Here is a 19,241-nt window from a genome sequence, read left to right on the forward strand (position 1 = left end):
TTTGAGCATAATGTTTTTTGAGGGATAGGGGCTATGATACAATGACATAAGTCAGACCTTTCACTAGGTGAAGTATTGTTGTATACATATATTTGGAAGGAGAAGAAGTATGAAAAAGCATTTATATATAAATGGAGATTGGAAATCTGTAAACACGTATAAACCATTATACGCACCATATTCTGAAGAAACATTAGCGGAAATTGCACAAGGAACGGAAGAAGATGTAAAAGAGGCTGTTACTTCTGCAAAAAATGCAATGATAAAAATGAATAAATTATCTGCATATGATCGTGCGACTATTTTAGAGAAAGTTGCACAAAAAATGGATGAAAGAAGAGAAGAATTTGCAGAGATTATTGCAAAAGAAGCTGCAAAACCAATACGTGCTGCAAGGGGAGAAGTAGATCGTACTGTTCAAACGTACAAATTTGCAGCTGAAGAAGCGAAGCGTATATATGGTGAGACATTGCCATTAGATGCCGCACCTGGTGCGGATGGGCGTATTGCATATACAATCCGAAAGCCGATTGGGGTTATAGGGGCTATTACACCATTTAATTTCCCGTTAAATTTAGTAGCGCATAAAGTTGGACCAGCAATTGCTGCTGGAAATACAGTTGTATTAAAGCCAGCTGATCAAACGCCATTATCATCTTATGCATTAGTTGAGTTATTTGAAGAGGCAGGATTGCCAAATGGAGCTTTAAATATCATTTCTGGCCCTGGCGCTACGGTTGGTGAGGCAATCGTCAAAAATGATTACGTTGCTGCTATTACTTTTACCGGAAGTCCAAAAGTTGGAATCGGAATAAAACAAAAGGCTGGGCTCAAACGAGTTACGTTAGAACTAGGCTCAAATGCTGCTGTTATTATTGATGAAGATGTAGAGTTAACAGATGAAATAATTGAACGTGTAAAATGGGGAGCATTTGTTAATAATGGGCAAGTTTGTATTTCCGTACAACGTGTTTTTGTACATGAAACGAAAATGCATGAATTTCTCTCGAAGCTAAAGAAAGCGATGGAATCAGTTGTTGTTGGTGATCCACTGCTTGAGGAAACGGATGTATCAGCTTTAATTTCAAAAAAAGATGTAGAGCGAATTGATATGTGGGTTCAAGAAGCAATCAAGGAAGGAGCAACTGTTTTATGCGGTGGTAAGAAGCGGGATGCAAGAATTTTTGAACCGACTGTATTAACAAATGTTCCAGATCATGTATCTGTGCAGTGCCAAGAAGTATTCGGTCCACTCATGACAGTAAATACATTTAAAGAATTTGATGAAGCGATTGAGCAAGTAAATAATTCGCGTTACGGCTTACAGGCAGGAGTATTTACAAATAATTTATTTAAAGCAATGCGTGCAATCGATGAGTTAGAGGTTGGTGGTGTCATGATTAATGATATTCCAACGTTCAGAGTAGATCATATGCCTTATGGTGGTGTGAAAGAAAGTGGCACGGGGCGCGAAGGAATTAAATATGCAATAGAAGAAATGACAGAAATGAAATTAGTATGTATTAAAAAATAAATTAGAAAAACTTAGACTTTGCGCTAAAAAAACGAGTAGGAAATGTTTACGATTCCATACTCGTTTTTTACGCTTCTAGTAACTATTTAATTAAGTGTAACTTTTACTTCATTTCTTGTTTGAAAATAGTATCTTCTACATAAATTTGTTCTTTATCTACAGCAGTAGCATGAGTTAATACTAAACCGATTGGTGTTTTTGTATCTTTATTTTGAACAATTGTAAAAGGAACATTTTTTTCGTTTGCTAATTTAATGTATTTTGATAAATGTGGGTAAGCAATGCCACCATTTAGGAGGAGTTGTAATGATTGAGAAGAGCGCATGCTACCCGCCACTTCAGAGTATACATTACTTTGCATTACTTGACCGATCGTTAAAGCGATTTCTACACGCTCACGTAATGTAGTTAAATACATATTACGTTCTTCTGGTTTGTTTTGCTTTTGGCCGTAAATGCCTTCTTGGAGATAATCTTCCACATTTTTATTTACCATATTTTTCACACCTTTCATTTTCTATTGTACGCAAGAATTAAAAATGATGCAAAAAAAGTCGTGTTGACTACGGAAATAATGAAAATGTGTGAAGGAAAAAGGGTATTTGCATACAATTAGTTAAATAAGAAAGAAAAAAATAATTTTATCAACAGAAATTAACAAAATGTGACAAAAATCTATTAACGAATCATCTTTTTTGTGTTAATATTCAAAATATAAAGGGTATTCGTCGTATGGAAATGGAGGGAATGGAGGTTTTTCCAATCGATAAGGATATTAAAGAAATATTTTGTTCACACTTGAAAAACAATAGGCACCAATTCGTAGAGAACTGGAAAAACAAAATGATAATTTCCGAAAAAGATCCATTTAAACTAGAAGTAGTTCAAAATGGAGAGGATTTACTAGAGTTGATTATCGAACTTACTATGGAAGATAAAGATATAAATTATCTTCAACCGTTATGCGAGAAAATTGCTATTGAACGTGCTGGAGCAGATGCGAATATTGGAGATTTTGTTTATAACGCAAACGTGGGAAGAAATGAACTTTTCGAAGCGATGTGTGAATTAGATGTTAGCGCTCGTGAATTGAAACCAATTATGGCAAAAATACATACTTGTTTTGACAAATTAATTTATTATACTGTTTTAAAATACTCGGAAATTATATCGAAGAATTTAGAGGAAAAACAGCAATATATTAATGAAACACATAAAGAAAGGCTGACGATTTTAGGGCAAATGTCAGCTAGTTTTGTACATGAATTTCGTAATCCGCTTACTTCCATTATGGGATTTGTCAAACTATTAAAGGCAGATCATCCGAGTTTATCGTATTTAGATATTATTTCGCATGAATTAGATCAATTAAATTTTCGTATTTCGCAATTTTTACTCGTATCGAAAAAAGAAATGTGGAATGAATCGGAACGGTTTTGGCTTAATGACTTGTTTCAAGACATTATACAATTCTTATATCCGAGTTTGGTCAATGCGAATGTTGCAATTGAAAAGAATTTACCGTATCCAATTCCGCTTGTTGGTTATCGAAGTGAAGTAAGACAAGTATTTTTAAACATATTAATGAATTCAATTGATGCTCTTGAATCAATGAAAGAAGAACGAAAAATTATCATTGATGTATTTGAAGAAGATCAAGCTATTCGAATTGTGATAAAAAATAATGGACCAATGATTCCAGCTGAAAATGTAGAAACGATTTTTGAACCGTTTGTAACTACTAAAAAGTTAGGAACTGGTATTGGCTTATTTGTATGTAAACAAATTGTGGAAAAACATAATGGGTCCATTATGTGTCGATCAGATAACGATTGGACAGAATTTCAAATTGCATTTCAAAAATAAACAGTCTACACCAAATGAATGGTGTAGACTGTTTTAATTTGTGAGTATAACGGCTTCCAATTTAGGATCTTTAGTTGAATAACCTACTATTGAAATTGTATAAATAACATTTGGTTCAACATTGAATTTCGGTATAGTCAATAAAACGTTTTTATTATCTGCGAGTGAAATTTCAATATCCGCTGTACCGGGGCTAACTTGCAAAAAATCTGTTATCTGTTTAAAGAGTACATTTTCAAATAAATGATCTCCATCTTTTAAATCGATATTTACAACAGGGGTATCTGGAGAGAAATGTGCAAAGCGTATTTTGGCTTGACCAGCTGGTAAATGTGTATTATCAAGTATAGGTTGTAATTGTAGGTGATTATCACTATTTATTGCAGCAAGAGTATAAGTATGATTTCCCATTATTGGTACCAATGCTGAAAAGATTGGAGTTTCATTTCCGACAGGGACAATATCTATACGGTATTTACCTTGTACTAATGATAAATAAGGGCTGAATTGCTTAAATGAAATATTTTTAATACCTTTTTGTCCGTTTACTAAAATGTCAACCGCCGGTATATTTGGATCGGCATGAAAAATTCTTATATGTGACGGTAAAGTAGCTTCTTGTGAATCCCTTGTTTCATGCGCCTGTACAAGTTTTGAAAGTGCATCGCAATATTTCATATATAATTCTATATATTTTTTAGGATCACGAAACTGATAGTAACGTGCGAGCTGTTCGTATTGCGTAACTTCTTGTCCATATTTTTCAATTTCAGATTGAGACATGAACATTCCTCCTTTGTCATCATTAAAATTATATGCGAAGCAAGAAAGCGGTTATGCGAAAAAATGATTTTATAAAGGGGAAAATTAAAAATTTACAACAAATATGTTGTCATAAAGAGGTGCTTGTGCTTACGAGTATTTCGCAGAGTAAAGCAGTACATATGATTGCACGAAAGTAAAATAAATGCCAAATTGAAAGTGCATTTCAATAACATATTGAATACATGTCCAGCAATCGCTAGAAAACTAGGGTTTTTTTAAATTATAGGCAAATACACATACAAAGTGATAATTGTCCTACATAAATTATAAAGGAAAGGTAGTTTGAATCTGAGGAAAGGGATGCCACTTCGGGATAGGGATATCCTGATAGTAATTGTGAATGAAGTTATGAAAAGGTTTTGTGTTATAGGCTGTAGGATGAATTTGTAAACTTGATTTTTCTATTTATTTTAGCAATTGACAGTATTAACCCATAAGAGAGCGTCATGACGAACTGATTAATGTGGTTAATCGGTTCTTTTTTTATAGTTTAAAAATGAAAAATTCACATATTAAATATGAATCTGAACTGATTAGAAAGGTGTAGCGTTGTCGAAATTTGTTTTAAAATATGCAATTTAAAGTAGGATAATAGGAAGGAGTTTAACGGGAGTTCCGTCGAAGTGTACAGAATGTCGGCATTTGAGGGCAGGTGGCATTATGCTATAAAAACATTTGGTGATGTAGTCATTTCATATAAAAGGGAGGGTTACTTGGGCGTATAGAAAAGGGTTGGTCTTCGTTTTGAGTTCTGAATTTTCTGTTTTATAGGTATTTTTAAGCACTCATTTGTATATTTTATAATAGTTTTTTGATAAATTCACTGCTTTTGCAGAGGATTCTTTTTTATGAAAGAAACGTCAATTTTCTTCATATATATATACAAATTGGAGAAATGGGGGAGCGCTATGCGCGATTACTTAATTAAACCACTTGTTGGTCAGCCGTATCCAATGATTTCACATGGAAAAGGTGTTTATTTGTATGATCAAAATGGTAATAAATATTTTGATGGTTCGTCAGGAGCAATTACGGCAGGTATTGGGCATGGCGTAAAGGAGATTGCAGACGTTATTAAAAAGCAAGCTGAGGAGATTGCTTTTGTTTATAGATCACAGTTTACGAGTGAACCAGCTGAAAAATTAGCGAAGAAGTTAAGTGATTTAAGTGTAGGAGATTTGAACTGGAGTTTCTTTGTAAATAGTGGTACGGAAGCAAATGAAACAGCTATGAAAATTGCAATTCAGCATTTTCAAGAGCGAGGTATTCAAGGGAAACATAAAATTTTATCAAGATGGATGAGTTATCACGGTATTACGATGGGTGCGTTATCGATGTCTGGTCACCCACTACGTAGACAACGTTTCGTATCTATTTTGGAAGATTATCCAACTATACCAGCTCCATATTGTTTCAGGTGTCCTGTTCAAAAGGTATATCCAACTTGTCAGCTGGCATGTGCGACTGAATTAGAAAGATCAATTGAAAGAATTGGTGCAGAGCATATTGCTGCTTTTATTGCTGAGCCGATTATCGGAGCAGCTGGAGGCGCGGTTGTTCCGCCAAAAGACTATTATAAAGTCGTTAAAGATATTTGCAACCATTACGATATTGTATTTATTGCGGATGAAGTAATGACTGGGCTTGGTCGTACGGGAGCATGGTTTGCGATGGAGCATTGGGGTGTAGAACCTGATATTATGACACTTGGTAAAGGGTTAGGAGCGGGATATACACCGATGGCAGCGACAGTTGTAAGTGATCGTGTTATGGAACCAATATTACGTGGATCACGTTCAGTAATGAGCGGTCATACGTTAAGTGCAAATCCATTGTCTGCAGCAACGGCTTTAGCTGTTATTGAATATATGGAGAAACATAATCTCCCTGAAAAAACAGCAGAAAAGGGAGAGTATTTAATAAAAGGCTTACAGAAAGTTCAACAACAATCGACAATCATTGCTGATGTGCGAGGAAAAGGGTTGCTGATTGGAGTAGAATTGCAACCGTTTACAAAAGCGTCGGAGCTTATTTCGGTTGCAGCTAAAAATGGCCTGCTTTTATACCAAGCAGTTTCAGGGCAAGCAGGAAAAGAAGATAGTGCACTGCTTGTAGCACCGCCAATGACAACTACATATTCCGAGTTAGATGAATTACTTTCAATTTTCTCTAAAAGTGTGGAAGAGATGATGCAAAAAGGAGGGCATAGTATCGCATGACAACTATTACAAATACATTCGGTAAATTAAAAGAAATTGAGGAAGTAATTTCTTTGTTCCATGATGATATGACATTAATGTTTGGGGGATTTGGAGGGATTGGATCCCCTCCATCTTTAATACAGGCAATTTTAGAAAAAGGCGTTACAAATTTAAATTTGGTTGGAAATGACACTGGATTTCCTGATGTAGGTATCGGTCGTCTTGTTACAAATGAAAGAGTTAAATCACTAATTACTTCTCACATTGGCTCCAATCCAAATGCAGGAAGGCAACTAAACGAGGGAAGATTACAAATTGAGTTTTCTCCGCAGGGAACATTAGCAGAGCGCATTCGTGCTGGTGGCGTTGGTCTTGGTGGTGTTTTAGTTGATGTAGGTGTTGATACGATTGTGGAAGAGGGAAAACGAACAGTTGAAATGAATGGTAAGACATATTTAGTTGAAACAGCATTAACTGCTGAAGTTTCAATTGTATATGCGAAAAAGGCAGATCCGTTTGGTAACCTTGTTTTTGACAAAAGTGCACGAAATATGAATCCTCACGTAGCTATGGCTGGGGATATAACAATTGTAGAAGCAGAAGAAATAGTCCCGCTAGGAAGTTTAGATCCAGAGGAAATTGTCGTTCCAGGAGTTTTCGTAAATTATATTGTACCGTCGGAAGGAGTGAACTGGAAATGGGTATGGGCGTAGAAGTTAGGGATAAGATTGCTAGGCGAGCGGCGAAAGAAATACAAAATGGCATGATTGTAAATTTAGGTATTGGCATACCATCGCTTGTACCAAATCATTTGCCTGACGATATAAATGTTATGTTTCATGCGGAAAATGGAATCGTCGGCATGGGACCAACGCCAAGTAAAGGGAATGAAGATGAAAATTTGTGTAACGCAGCAGGCTTACCAACTTCTCTTATAACAGGAGCGAGTTATTTCGATAGCTGCACAGCGTTTGGTATGATTCGGAAAGGTTTGCTAGATATAACGATTCTTGGTTCATTACAGGTAAGTGAAAACGGTGATTTAGCTAACTGGATTGTACCTGGAAAACGTGTTCCAGGTATTGGTGGAGCAATGGATTTAGCACAAAAAGCGAAGCGGGTCGTTGTTGTGATGAATCATGTTGATAAGTACGGTAATGCAAAAATTGTTTCAGAGTGTACATTGCCATTAACCTCAAAGAAATGTGTAGATTTAATTATTACTGATATGGCGGTCATGGAGGTAACTCCGAGTGGACTTATATTACAAGAATTAATGAGCCCATACACAGTAGAAGATGTAAAACGACATACAGAAGCTGATTTTCAAATTAGTTCTAACTTACTAGTAATTGAATGAAGGGAGATGTAATATATGGAGCAATTAAAAAAGCAAGTTTGTGATTATATTGAGAGCCATGAAGAGGAAAGTGTGAAATTTTTAAAACGATTAATTCAAGAAAAGAGCGTATCTGGTGATGAAAGTGGTGCGCAGGCAATTGTGATTGAAAAATTACGTGAATTAGGTTTAGACCTCGATATATGGGAGCCTTCTTTTTCTAAAATGAAAGATCATCCTTATTTTGTATCACCCCGTACAAGTTTTTCAGATAGCCCAAATATTGTAGCAACTTTAAAAGGAAGTGGCGACGGGAAATCTATGATATTAAATGGGCATATTGATGTAGTTCCAGAAGGGGATGTGAATCAGTGGGAACATCATCCTTATAGTGGTGAGAGAATAGGAAATCGTATATATGGCCGTGGAACGACGGATATGAAAGGGGGAAATGTCGCACTCATGCTTGCGATGGAAGCGATTATTGAATCTAGCATTGAATTAAAAGGAGACATCTATTTTCAAAGTGTAATAGAAGAGGAAAGTGGCGGAGCAGGGACATTAGCAACTATATTACGAGGATATAAGGCAGATGGTGTCATTATTCCAGAGCCTACTAATATGAAGTTTTTCCCGAAACAACAAGGTTCCATGTGGTTTCGTCTACGTGTAAAAGGGAAAGCTGCACACGGTGGAACACGTTATGAAGGGGTTAGTGCAATTGAAAAAAGTATGTTTGTTATAGAACATGTAAGAAAGCTAGAGGAGAAAAGAAATAGTCGAATTACAGATCCGTTATTTAAAGGGATTCCAATTCCAATTCCAATTAACATTGGGAAAATTGAAGGAGGGAGTTGGCCAAGTTCTGTTCCAGATGAATTAATTTTAGAAGGAAGATGCGGTGTTGCGCCGAATGAGACTATAGAGGCGGCAAAAGAAGAGTTTGAGAATTGGATTGTTGAATTAAATGATGTGGACAATTGGTTTGTTGAAAATCCAGTAGAAGTAGAGTGGTTTGGAGCGAGATGGGTTCCTGGTGAATTAGAAGAGAATCATGAACTCATTACAACACTTCATCACAACTTTGTTGAAATCGAAGGGAACGAACCAATTATTGAAGCATCTCCGTGGGGGACTGATGGAGGTTTATTTACACAAATTGCAAACGTACCAACAATAGTATTTGGTCCAGGAGAGACGAAAGTAGCACACTATCCAAACGAATATATAGAAGTTGATAAAATGATAGCTGCCGCAAAAATTATTGCATGTACATTACTAGATTGGTGTGAGGTGAAAAAATGAAATACTATGAATCTTTTAGAGAACAGACGAATTGTTATACAGTAGAAGGCGTTTTAGATTATTTTAATAAGCGTATTCGGGTAGATCACTATACAGGAAATGTTGAAAGTATTATACAGACAATTGACGAACTAGCAGAGGAACATTCTTTCACTAAATGTATTATTAAAGGAAAGGGAGAGCATGTTTCAACATGGCTCTCTTTCGGTTTTTTGTTGGAAGCAACGATACCTCATTATTTTCAAGGACACGATGCATACTTTTTTGTGAAATATAATAATGATGAAAGACGAAATAGTATGCATTGGACTGAGGAAGATACTATATTAAGCGGTGTAAAAGGAAAAGAAATAAAAGAAAAAGTAGTTCCAGAGAAATTTTTGCTGAGAAAAACGACTGAAGAAGATGTAGAAGAATTAGCAACTGTATTCGGAAAAGTATTTGAAGTGTATCCGACACCTTTAAATGAAGCGAGTTATGTATTACAGACGATGAAAGAAGACGATACAATTTACTACGTATATGAATATGAGGGAAAAATTATTAGTACAGCATCTGCAGAAATGAATATAAAAGAAGGGAATGCAGAATTAACGAATTGTGCTACTTTACCTGAATATCGTAAACATGGATTTATGAAAAGTTTACTAATTAAATTAGAGGAAGAGCTTCGAGAAAGATCTATTTTCTGCTCCTATACAATTGCTCGATCGCTTTCTTTCGGAATGAATGCTGCCTTTCATCAATTAGGTTATACGTATACAGGAAGACTGGCGAATAATTGCTACATTTTCGATAAGTTGGAAGATATGAATATATGGGTGAAAGATCTATCTAGCTATTCGAAAGCAGTAAAACTTCCGCCTCAAAATTCGGCTGTAAAGCAAAACAGTTAGGTGGAGCTGGGTGTTCGAAAAAGCCGTACTAATTAAAATATAAAATTAATCAAAATTATAGAACGGAATCGTCATGCTTACAATCGCACATAGGTATGCCGAAAATTCGGCATGTAATTGCTGAATTTTCGGCAAAAGGGGGGATGACATTGCTAGCAGTTTCGACACAAGAAGTCATTGAAGCGATTTTGGGCAGTATTGATGAGGCTATACACGCTGTAGATGAAAATGGAATTACAATATTTTATAACTCTGTAGCTGCAAAACACGATGGATCCAAGATTGAAAAAGTGTTAGGGAAGCATTTGTTAGAAGTGTTCCCGTCTTTATCAAGGGAAACGAGTACATTGATGAAAGTATTAGATACAAAAAAACCTATCGTACATCAAGTACAGCATTATCAAAATTTAAATGGTGAAGATGTTTGTACAGTAAATACGACGTTACCTATTTTTATAGATGGGAATATTGCTGGAGCTGTTGAAATTGCAAAGGATTACTCTACAATTCAAAAACTTACTGACACAATTGTTGATTTACAGTCGAAAATAAAGCGGTCATCTAGAAAAAAATTGATTAAAAAGCATGCTGCATTTGAGACGATAGTGACAAATGATACGCGGTTTAAACAGACGAAAGAGTTAGCACAAAAAGTGGCACCAACAGACGCAAATGTTTTAATATATGGTGAAACAGGGACAGGAAAAGAACTGTTCGTACAAGCAATTCATGAAGCTTCTAAAAGAAAAAACAAGCCATTTATTGCACAAAACTGTGCAGCTTTACCAGAATCGTTATTAGAAAGTTTATTGTTTGGAACGACAAAAGGAAGCTATACAGGAGCGATTGAAAGAGCTGGGCTATTTGAACTTGTTGATGGTGGTACATTATTTTTAGATGAACTGAATTCGATGCCTCTTGATTTGCAGGCAAAAATGTTACGAGTGTTAGAAGATGGAGTCATTAGAAGAATTGGTGATAATAAGACGAGAAAAGTAGATGTTCGTGTTATTACCGCAATGAACCAGCCTCCAGAAATATGTTTACGAGAGAATAAAATTCGTACTGATTTATATTATCGCTTAAACGTATTTTCATTATATATCCCACCGCTTCGTGAAAGAACTGAGGATGTATTATTATTAGCATCTTATTTTTTGAAAGAATATAATAAAAGTTATAAAAAAGGTGTACTTCAAATTGATGAGGAAGCAAAAGATAGACTGCAAGCTTATCAGTGGCCTGGAAATGTCCGGGAGTTAAAACATACGATTGAGCATGCTGTTATTATTGCAGAAGGGAATACATTAACAGCCAATTGTTTACCACGTACATTTCGGAAAGAGAAGTTTTCGAAGAAAAAAGGTATAATGCCACTTAGAGAAGCACTTCATCAAACAGAAAAAGAATTAATAGATCAAGCGTTGATTGAAACGGAAGGGAATATATTACAAGCCGCAAAAATGTTAGGTATCCCTCGTCAAACGCTTCAATATAAACTGAGCAAGTACGACAAAACCGCCGAATAATCGGCGGTTTTTGTGTGTTTGCACGAATAAAAGAGCATTTACATATATAAAAAGTAATGAATATGATGTTAAGTATTGATTTCATACAACGCTTAAAAAAATTTTTTCGCTTATGTAATAGGGTTTTCCGCACATTTACTTATCAACAATGTAAAGTTGGCATAACTATTGCTTATATAAAGGATGAGCGTATAAAAAGGGGGAATAGCAATGTTACATGATGTATACAAACCAAATCGTCACTGGAAGGATATCGAATTATGGAAAGATGTTACTGAAGAGCAATGGAATGATTGGGTTTGGCAATTAACGAATACGATCAAAACGTTAGATGACTTAAGGAAAGTGATTAACTTAACACCTGAAGAAGAAGAGGGCGTTAAAATTTCAACGAAAACGATCCCGTTAAACATTACACCGTACTATGCTTGGCTAATGAATCCTGATGATCCACGCTGTCCGATTCGGATGCAATCAGTACCGATTTCGGAAGAGTTATATAAAACAAAATATGATTTAGAAGATCCGCTTCACGAAGACGAAGATTCACCAGTTCCAGGGCTAACACATCGTTATCCGGACCGTGTACTATTCTTAGTAACAAATCAATGTTCTATGTATTGTCGTTACTGTACACGCCGTCGTTTTAGTGGACAAATTGGAATGGGTGTACCGAAGAAACAATTAGATGATGCGATTGCTTATATTAGTGAAACACCACAAGTACGAGATGTATTAATCTCCGGTGGTGATGGACTTCTAATTAACGATAAAATTTTAGAATATGTATTAAAAAATTTACGAGAGATTCCGCATGTTGAGATTATTCGTATCGGAACGAGAGCACCAGTAGTATTCCCGCAACGTATTACAGAAAATTTATGTAACATTATTAAAAAATACCATCCAGTATGGTTAAATACACATTTCAATACATCTATTGAAATTACTGAAGAATCGAAAAAGGCATGTGAAATGTTAGCGAATGCTGGTGTTCCAGTCGGAAACCAAGCAGTAATTTTAGCTGGTATTAACGACAGCGTTCCAATTATGAAAAAACTTATGCATGACTTAGTAAAAATCCGTGTACGTCCATACTACATTTATCAATGTGACTTATCTGAAGGTATCGGTCACTTCCGTGCACCAGTATCTAAAGGTCTTGAAATTATTGAAGGTTTACGTGGACACACATCTGGTTATGCTGTTCCGACATTTGTTGTTGATGCGCCAGGTGGAGGCGGTAAAATTGCACTTCAACCAAACTATTTAATCTCACAAAGTGCAGATAAAGTTGTACTTCGTAACTTTGAAGGTGTTATTACGACGTATCCAGAGCCAGAGAGCTATATTCCAGGAAGAGCGGAAGGATACTTTAAAGAGATTTATCCGAACTACGAAGAAAAACGTTCAGATGTTGGTATCGCAGGTCTTATGAGCGATAAGAAATTTAACCTCGTTCCAGACGACTTACAGCGTATGAACCGTCGTAAAGACTACGAAGATAATGATACTCATGCATCTTTAAAAGATAAACGTGATAAGCGCGATCAATTAAAAGATAAAAAATATCAAGCGCAAATGGCTAAATTAGAAGAAAACGACAAAAAAACTGAGGGTGATGCAGTATGAATTGTATGTGGTGTGACAGTACAGAAGCGAAAGAAAGCTTGAATACTGTATATTGGGAATTACCAGATGGTACGAAAGCCATTGAAATCCAAAAGACACCATGTATTTCTTGTTCCTCGTGCGGGATGGACTATCAATCAGACCATACAGTAAAAGAAATTGAAGATCAGTTATTTTTAATTTATACGAAAGATTTACCAAAACAACTAACATATGAAGAATTAATGGGAAGACCGCGTCTATTAAAAAGAAATTATTTCGACTTTTAACCAGCTTTTATGCTGGTTTTTTTCTTTTTTGCCTTGTATAATGTACCCAAGTTAGAAAGGTAGGGAATATTTTTGAAAAAGACATTTTACCATTATATGATGAAGCATCGTGCAGCTTTATTTAGAAATGAAATTTCAGATTTAGCAGAGGCGATGTATGATGACTTAAGTTTTCCAAAGCAATCTGAAGACTATGATGAAATTAGTTCATACCTAGAGTTGAGCGGAATGCTAGAAAGTATGTCTATATTTGATGAAGCCTGGGATTTATACATACAAGATAGATAAAAACTATTTGAAAACATACAGAATACGTTACTTTTTTAAAGTGAAGTATTCTGTATGTTTTTTTTATACGAAATTTGTTGAATTGAAGCTAGTCTAGTTACTAGTTTTTTTGAGTGTAACGTAAATTTTATAAGATTATATTTTTTATTGAAAAAATTTATGAATATAAGCTTCTGTGATAAGCGTTTTTATGTAGGTTGCATATACTGATATCAAAATCACGACGTCAAAAAAAGGAGAGATAGAGATGGCAAGAAAAAAACAACCTAAATACAACGTAGGGGACATAGTCGTGATTACGCTATATGGAACCGTTGGGAAAATCACAAATATGAAGGTTTTAGATGGAGTTTATGTATACGAAGTCAATAATCACGATGGGTTTTACGTAGAGCAAACATTGCAGCACGTTACAGAGCAAGATATGAAAAAGGGCGATACGGAGTGGATTGAATTAAATTATAATTTCACGTTTGGTGATCTTGTGCAAGTAACTGGATATGATAAAGATGTTTTCCGTATTGTTGGTTTTCGTACAGAAGTATGGAGATATAAGAATGACGCATGGGAAGATACAATTTATGAATTGTCACGGATTACGGATGGTGAATGGTTAGAAGCGGATGAGTCAGATTTAACGTTACTTGCCAATGCTCAAACGGCAAATGCAATTTTGAAGAAAATGAAACAAGATAAAGCAGGTATGAATAAATTAGATTTAGGAAAGTTAAAGTCAATTAACAACTCGAAAAAAGTGAGTGTTAAGACGAATCGTCAAGAAATCATTGATGGATTACTTGATATTTATAACGATTATCAATTATTGTTCGATACATTTAAAGATGAAGAATATAAAATTGTAATGGATGTTGTTCATAATTATTTAGTTAAATTGACAGAGAAAAAATAGTTAACTAGAAAGAGAGAATAAATTGAACAACAACATATGCAGTATAAGGTATGCCTACAATTATTAAAAAAATAAAAAGCCACTTTATAAGAGAGTCTGCCCATTGATCTTCATGCATGAACTCTTCTTTTGTTTGTCCTACTTCATATTGATTTTCCATTATTATTTCCCCCTTTGAATAGCTTGTACTACAATCGTATGCATCTCGTCCAAAGCTTATGACCTATAAAAAAATAAAATCTATTTTTCTAATCTCATATACATAATTTTGAGATTTTTTCATAAAACAGAAATAAAGGAGTGATGCTCATGAAGGAAATTGAAGTCGTGATTGATACGGAAGAGATTGCGGAGTTTTTTTATGAGCAACTAATTGAAAGAGGGTACGTCCCGAAACGAGAAGAAATTGAAGATCTCGCAGATATTACATTTGAGTATTTATTAGAGAAATGCATGATTGATGAAGTTTTTGATGAAGAGGATGAATGAAAGTAACGACGGGCATAACTCGTCGTTTTTTACTCTTTACAAACCTGTCACAAATATAGTCAATAATTATTGGTATAATTAAAAGGAAATTTTATTCAAGAGGTGAAGGGATGTTCAAAAAAATTATTGATTCTTTATTAGGAAAGAAAAAATATCGTTCGTATTCAAGTAGTGATTATCGTCGTAGAGGGCGCTCTTATTCAAGTAGCGATTATAAACGACGTTCATCTGGTTATGGACATCAACATTATAAAAGAAAACGTAAAAGCCGTAGCTTCTTTTCAAGTAGCTGATGAAATGGCGTCGTGTACTAGCTTTATTTGATAGACCACTGCGAAAAAATACAATTGTTGCAGAACGTTATAAAATTGAATCAGTAATTGGAATGGGCAGTTATGGGGTTACATATGTCGTTAATGATTTACAAATAAATAGATATAAAGTCTTAAAACAATTAAGACAAAGTAAACAAAGGTATGAGTCTGGTAGAAAATCATTTGAACAAGAGAAAATGATTTTACAAACATTAAATCATCATGCAATTCCTAGTCTGTATGATCATTTCATATGGGAGAAAAAGAGCTTCTTTGTGATGGAGTACATGCCTGGTAAAAATTTTGAAGATTATATTTTCATAGATGGGTATGTATATACAGAACGTGAAGTTTTTGAGATTTTATATGAAATATTAGAAATTGTATCGGTGTTTCATAGTGAAGGCATTATTCACCGAGATTTACGCATTCCAAACATATTAATGAAAGAAAATCAAATTAGTATTATTGATTTTGGATTGGCTAAATGGAAAGGTGAGGGTGATGAGAGAGCTACAACTTACGAAGGTGAACAAGCTTTGATGCGAGAAGTCCACTTTCGTAGCGACTTTTATGCACTCGGTCATTTCTCGTTATTTTTATTATATGCAGGATATGAATCTAATGAAAACCAGGAAAAACCATGGTACGAAGAATTAACTTTGGAAAATTATAATCGCGAAATGCTTATGCGAATGTTACAAATAAAAACGCCGTACTATGAGAATGTACAAGATTTAAAACAAGATGTAGCTTCTGCTTTAGAAAGGATGGAGACTCCATGTTTCAAAAGTTTTTAGCAAGCGTTGGTATTGGAAGTGCAAAGGTAGATACTGTTCTTGAAAAAGATGAGTATATTGTTGGGGAAGAAATAGTTGGAAAGGTTCATATAACTGGAGGTTCAGTTAGCCAACAAATTGAAAGCATTTACTTAACATTATCGACGTCGTATGTACGAGAAGTGGATGATAAAAAAGTAACAGCAACGTATGATTTAGAGCGAGTACGCTTAACAGAACCATTTTCTATAGAACCGAATGAAAAAGTTGAAATTCCATTTTCTTTTCCAATGCCAATTGAAGCACCACTTACACTTGGTATGAAAACGGTTTGGATTCATACAGGTCTTGATATTAAACGTAGTATAGACCCAAGTGACCGCGACTACGTTCAAGTGTTACCCAATGCATTATTAAGTAGTGTTTTAGATAGTGTAAATGAATTAGGGTTTAAAGCACGTCATATAGAATGTGAAGAATTACCGCATCGATTACGTAAGCAAATTCCATTCGCACAAGAATTCGAGTTTATTCCAGTTTCTGGAGAGTATTATGGGAAATTAGATGAATTAGAATTATTAATCTTGCCACGTGCATACGATCGACTAGAAATTATTATGGAAGTAGATAGAAAATCCCGTGGCTTAGCTGGATTATTCGCTGAGGCGCTTGATCTTGATGAGAAGGTGATTCGTTTTACCGTAACAAGAGAAGATATCCCTGAGATGAAGCAAAAAATTAATAATTATATTTTTTAATAAACTATGCATAAAAAAGAAATGGAGAGGAAAACTAAAACAACCGCTCCATTTTTTTGCATAGTGAGGTTATGTATGTGAAACGATATCGACATTTATACTTGCTAAGTTTTACGTTACTCATTTGTTTTGTCGTATTATCACTTTCGTATCATACCGCTTGTATTGAGAATTTTGACAATATAGTCGCACATTTTATTCAAAGCTTTCGAAACGATTATTTGACGACCTATTTTACTTGGGTGTCTTTTATCGGTTCTAAAAGGATATTTTTCCCATTGCTCATTATTCTTGTAATGTATTTTCTCGTTAGAAAAAAGTTGCTTAGTGCATTGCTTCTAACAATTAATTACTACGGATCTCGTTATTTAAACAGTCTGCTTAAACTATGGTACGAACGAGCAAGACCTGATGTTACGCAGCTTGTTACTGCAACTGGATATAGTTTTCCGAGCGGTCATACGATGAATGCTACTGCTTTTTTAGGATTTATTGCATACGTCACAATTACTGAAGATCGTATTTCGTTGCATAAAAAATTATTAATTATTCTTATAGCAAGCTTTGTTGTATTATCTATTTCAGTTAGCCGAATATATCTTGGCGTGCACTATCCATCTGACATATTAGCAGGATGGGCAGCTGGCGGTAGCTGGCTCGTTTTATGTGTTATATTTCATAAAACGTTCATAAAAAAAGAACCTATGTCATAATAGGTTCTTTTTTCATTGGCTCAACATGAATGTGTGCATGGTAAATTCCAAACTTTTTGCGAAGCATAGCCTCGATATTGTCAGTAATACAGTGACTTTCTCCAACATCCATACGAGCATCTACTTCAATTGTAATATCAACGTACGTTTGATTCCCGTACATACGTGCTCGAATATCTACAATGTTTTCCACACCGCCAATATGCTCAATAGCATCAGCGTATTCCTCCATTTTATCAGGATCAATTCCATCTGTTAGCATATGAGAAGATTCTACGAAAATCTCCCATGCAGTTTTACAAATAATAAGACCAACAATTAAAGCGGCAATAGGGTCTAAAATAGGCATTTGGAACTGAGAACCGACAATACCTACTACAGTACCAATACTTACGAGTGCATCTGATAAATTATCCTTTGCAGCGGCTTCTAATGATTTACTTTTTGTTCGTGCTGCAATTTTTTTCGTATACAAATACACGCAGTACATAACGACAGCAGAAAATAAAGCAACCCATGCAGCGAGTACATTAGGTGCTGCTTGCTTCGGATTTAAGAAAGATTGAATGGCACTAATAACAACTTCTAATCCGACTGTTGCCATAATGAAGGACGCAACAAGTGATGCGATTTGTTCGGCCCGCGAATGCCCATACGGATGATCTGGGTCACGAGGTTTACGAGATATTTTTAGACCAATTAATATCGCTAAAGAAGCACCGATATCCGTTAAGTTATTTAAACCGTCAGCACGTAATGCGCTAGAGAGGGTAATATAACTGATGATGATTTTCATAGAGGATAAAAATATGTAGGCCATAATGCTGACAATAGCACCTTTATCAGCTTCTTTATGAGAAAGAGTATCCATTTTAATCACTCACCTTTCTTTAAAGGAATTTCTTTCTATAAATAGAGTATCAAATGAAAGTCGTGTGGGTCTATACAAACATTGTTGACGTTTTATAGCTTTTTAAGAAGGGGATAACAAAGTTTCGTGAAGGAAAAATATGTTGAAAAGTACAAAGTCAGGGGGTAAACCGAATTGGAGTTTATTTACTAAAGAGATAGGAGGATAGATGGATGAAGAAACGAATACTTTTCTTACTATGTATTATTCTTATAATGACAAGGTGTAATTCATTAAACGATGAAAAACGTCAAAAGATAATTGTGAAAACAGATGAAAACCCTCTGAAAAATATTTTCCAGAGGGCTTTCATCTTAGTATGCTTCTAAAAACTCAGTAACTTGCTCTTCAGTTTTTGCATTAGCACTATGTAAGTGGCCTAGCTTCTCACCATTTTGGTATACAAGTAAACTTGGAATACCCATTACTTGATACTCTTCAGCGATACTTGGAAACTCATCTTTATTGATAGAATACCATTCAAATTTATTGAACTCTTCCATTACATCTCCGATAAAGTTGTCCATACGTACGCAATCCGGGCACCATGTAGTAAAGAACTTAACAACTACTGGCTCCTCGCTTGCGATGATGTCTTTAAATTCTTGTTCTGTTTTAATCTCTTTCATAAGTAAAACTCCTTTCAATATCACACGAATTTATATGCAAAATTCGTATTTGCAA

The 19,241-nt window shown here is 35.0% G+C and carries 22 protein-coding genes; 17 read left to right on the top strand and 5 right to left on the bottom strand.

What is annotated here, in order from left to right:
• Window positions 1-109: 109 nt before the first annotated feature.
• Window positions 110-1,534: an aldehyde dehydrogenase family protein gene (locus MHI26_RS11395; RefSeq protein WP_061665987.1), complete on the top strand. Its 1,425-nt coding sequence runs from the start codon at window positions 110-112 to the stop codon at window positions 1,532-1,534.
• Window positions 1,535-1,637: 103 nt separating this feature from the next.
• Here the strand turns inward: MHI26_RS11395 and MHI26_RS11400 are convergent, their stop codons facing one another.
• Window positions 1,638-2,030 (bottom strand): YueI family protein, encoded by a 393-nt coding sequence (locus tag MHI26_RS11400; RefSeq protein ID WP_000247560.1) that lies wholly within the window; start codon window positions 2,028-2,030, stop codon window positions 1,638-1,640.
• A gap of 236 nt (window positions 2,031-2,266) precedes the next feature.
• Here MHI26_RS11400 and MHI26_RS11405 point away from each other — a divergent pair, with 236 nt between their 5' ends.
• Window positions 2,267-3,400, top strand: coding sequence for a BA2291 family sporulation histidine kinase (locus MHI26_RS11405; RefSeq protein WP_000425085.1), 1,134 nt, complete (start codon window positions 2,267-2,269; stop codon window positions 3,398-3,400).
• 33 nt (window positions 3,401-3,433) lie between these two features.
• Here the strand turns inward: MHI26_RS11405 and MHI26_RS11410 are convergent, their stop codons facing one another.
• Complete coding sequence (locus MHI26_RS11410; RefSeq protein WP_061665988.1) at window positions 3,434-4,183, bottom strand: DUF4397 domain-containing protein; 750 nt, start codon at window positions 4,181-4,183, stop codon at window positions 3,434-3,436.
• Window positions 4,184-5,133: 950 nt separating this feature from the next.
• Here MHI26_RS11410 and MHI26_RS11415 point away from each other — a divergent pair.
• The 10 genes from MHI26_RS11415 to MHI26_RS11460 all read left to right on the top strand — a co-directional run bounded on the left by MHI26_RS11415 (window position 5,134) and on the right by MHI26_RS11460 (window position 14,594).
• Window positions 5,134-6,444: an aspartate aminotransferase family protein gene (locus MHI26_RS11415; RefSeq protein ID WP_001205885.1), complete on the top strand. Its 1,311-nt coding sequence runs from the start codon at window positions 5,134-5,136 to the stop codon at window positions 6,442-6,444.
• Entirely contained in the window at window positions 6,441-7,139 is a 699-nt protein-coding gene (gene atoD, locus MHI26_RS11420) for an acetate CoA-transferase subunit alpha (protein ID WP_000208110.1), read from the top strand. The genes MHI26_RS11415 and atoD overlap by 4 nt, the downstream gene beginning before the upstream one ends.
• Window positions 7,124-7,786 (top strand): CoA transferase subunit B, encoded by a 663-nt coding sequence (locus MHI26_RS11425; RefSeq protein ID WP_000525278.1) that lies wholly within the window; start codon window positions 7,124-7,126, stop codon window positions 7,784-7,786. Before atoD ends, MHI26_RS11425 begins: the two co-directional genes overlap by 16 nt.
• A gap of 15 nt (window positions 7,787-7,801) precedes the next feature.
• On the top strand, window positions 7,802-9,070 hold the full coding sequence (locus MHI26_RS11430) for a peptidase (protein ID WP_000436693.1): 1,269 nt from the start codon (window positions 7,802-7,804) through the stop codon (window positions 9,068-9,070).
• The gene (gene ablB, locus MHI26_RS11435) at window positions 9,067-9,966 is read left to right on the top strand and encodes a putative beta-lysine N-acetyltransferase (RefSeq protein ID WP_000878590.1); all 900 of its coding nucleotides are present in this window, start codon (window positions 9,067-9,069) and stop codon (window positions 9,964-9,966) included. Before MHI26_RS11430 ends, ablB begins: the two co-directional genes overlap by 4 nt.
• 143 nt (window positions 9,967-10,109) lie before the next feature.
• Window positions 10,110-11,495, top strand: a complete 1,386-nt coding sequence (rocR, locus tag MHI26_RS11440; protein WP_086406105.1) for an arginine utilization transcriptional regulator RocR — start codon at window positions 10,110-10,112, stop codon at window positions 11,493-11,495.
• Between the two features lie 210 nt (window positions 11,496-11,705).
• Window positions 11,706-13,127, top strand: coding sequence for a lysine 2,3-aminomutase (gene ablA / locus MHI26_RS11445; RefSeq protein WP_000902145.1), 1,422 nt, complete (start codon window positions 11,706-11,708; stop codon window positions 13,125-13,127).
• Entirely contained in the window at window positions 13,124-13,396 is a 273-nt protein-coding gene (locus tag MHI26_RS11450) for a YokU family protein (protein ID WP_000995766.1), read from the top strand. Before ablA ends, MHI26_RS11450 begins: the two co-directional genes overlap by 4 nt.
• 72 nt (window positions 13,397-13,468) lie before the next feature.
• Entirely contained in the window at window positions 13,469-13,684 is a 216-nt protein-coding gene (locus MHI26_RS11455) for a YozE family protein (RefSeq protein ID WP_000750717.1), read from the top strand.
• A 247-nt stretch (window positions 13,685-13,931) separates the two neighbouring features.
• Window positions 13,932-14,594, top strand: a complete 663-nt coding sequence (locus tag MHI26_RS11460; RefSeq protein ID WP_000101499.1) for a hypothetical protein — start codon at window positions 13,932-13,934, stop codon at window positions 14,592-14,594.
• Between the two features lie 4 nt (window positions 14,595-14,598).
• Here the strand turns inward: MHI26_RS11460 and MHI26_RS11465 are convergent, their stop codons facing one another.
• The gene (locus tag MHI26_RS11465; protein ID WP_000431485.1) at window positions 14,599-14,754 is read right to left on the bottom strand and encodes a DUF3930 family protein; all 156 of its coding nucleotides are present in this window, start codon (window positions 14,752-14,754) and stop codon (window positions 14,599-14,601) included.
• A 149-nt stretch (window positions 14,755-14,903) separates the two neighbouring features.
• Between MHI26_RS11465 and MHI26_RS11470 the strand changes: the two genes are divergently transcribed.
• The 5 genes from MHI26_RS11470 (at window position 14,904) to MHI26_RS11490 (ending at window position 17,647) form a co-directional block, all read left to right on the top strand.
• Window positions 14,904-15,083: a YozD family protein gene (locus MHI26_RS11470; RefSeq protein WP_000658451.1), complete on the top strand. Its 180-nt coding sequence runs from the start codon at window positions 14,904-14,906 to the stop codon at window positions 15,081-15,083.
• 110 nt (window positions 15,084-15,193) lie between these two features.
• Window positions 15,194-15,376, top strand: coding sequence for a hypothetical protein (locus MHI26_RS11475; protein ID WP_000473371.1), 183 nt, complete (start codon window positions 15,194-15,196; stop codon window positions 15,374-15,376).
• Entirely contained in the window at window positions 15,376-16,197 is an 822-nt protein-coding gene (locus MHI26_RS11480) for a serine/threonine protein kinase (protein ID WP_061665990.1), read from the top strand. The genes MHI26_RS11475 and MHI26_RS11480 overlap by 1 nt, the downstream gene beginning before the upstream one ends.
• Complete coding sequence (locus MHI26_RS11485) at window positions 16,179-16,934, top strand: sporulation protein (protein ID WP_000486616.1); 756 nt, start codon at window positions 16,179-16,181, stop codon at window positions 16,932-16,934. Before MHI26_RS11480 ends, MHI26_RS11485 begins: the two co-directional genes overlap by 19 nt.
• Before the next feature lie 77 nt (window positions 16,935-17,011).
• The gene (locus MHI26_RS11490; RefSeq protein ID WP_002082842.1) at window positions 17,012-17,647 is read left to right on the top strand and encodes a phosphatase PAP2 family protein; all 636 of its coding nucleotides are present in this window, start codon (window positions 17,012-17,014) and stop codon (window positions 17,645-17,647) included.
• Here MHI26_RS11490 and MHI26_RS11495 read toward each other — a convergent pair.
• Both MHI26_RS11495 and MHI26_RS11500 read right to left on the bottom strand, forming a co-directional pair.
• Window positions 17,637-18,518: a cation diffusion facilitator family transporter gene (locus tag MHI26_RS11495; protein WP_000380385.1), complete on the bottom strand. Its 882-nt coding sequence runs from the start codon at window positions 18,516-18,518 to the stop codon at window positions 17,637-17,639. The genes MHI26_RS11490 and MHI26_RS11495 overlap by 11 nt on opposite strands.
• Window positions 18,519-18,871: 353 nt before the next feature.
• Window positions 18,872-19,186: a thioredoxin family protein gene (locus tag MHI26_RS11500; protein ID WP_000658787.1), complete on the bottom strand. Its 315-nt coding sequence runs from the start codon at window positions 19,184-19,186 to the stop codon at window positions 18,872-18,874.
• Window positions 19,187-19,241: the final 55 nt, after the last annotated feature.

The sequence above is a fragment of the Bacillus sp. FSL K6-1218 genome (assembly GCF_038006445.1).
GTDB lineage: Bacteria > Bacillota > Bacilli > Bacillales > Bacillaceae_G > Bacillus_A > Bacillus_A thuringiensis_S.